General features: G+C 52.2%; 1 rRNA gene. It reads left to right on the top strand.

Annotated features, from left to right (window positions below):
- Nucleotides 1-99: 99 nt before the first annotated feature.
- Nucleotides 100-214: ribosomal RNA gene (gene rrf / locus DOU54_RS20040) — 5S ribosomal RNA — on the top strand.
- The last annotated feature ends 18 nt before the right edge of the window (nt 215-232 follow it).

A 232-nucleotide genomic window follows, 5' to 3' on the forward strand; every position in this document is an offset into this window, starting at 1 on the left:
GTCACAGAAACGACGTGTAAATTAAATAGAGCCTTGAGCTCTCCAGCTTCTCGAAAACAACATTCATGTGAAAACATGAACAATGTTGCGTTTTGCCGACCTGGTGGTTATCGCGGGGCGGCTGCACCCGTTCCCATTCCGAACACGGCCGTGAAACGCCCCAGCGCCAATGGTACTTCGTCTCAAGACGCGGGAGAGTAGGTCGCTGCCAGGTCTGCAAAACGCATCAAAA

It is taken from the genome of Agrobacterium sp. MS2, from assembly GCF_003261015.1.
Classification (GTDB): domain Bacteria; phylum Pseudomonadota; class Alphaproteobacteria; order Rhizobiales; family Rhizobiaceae; genus Agrobacterium; species Agrobacterium pusense.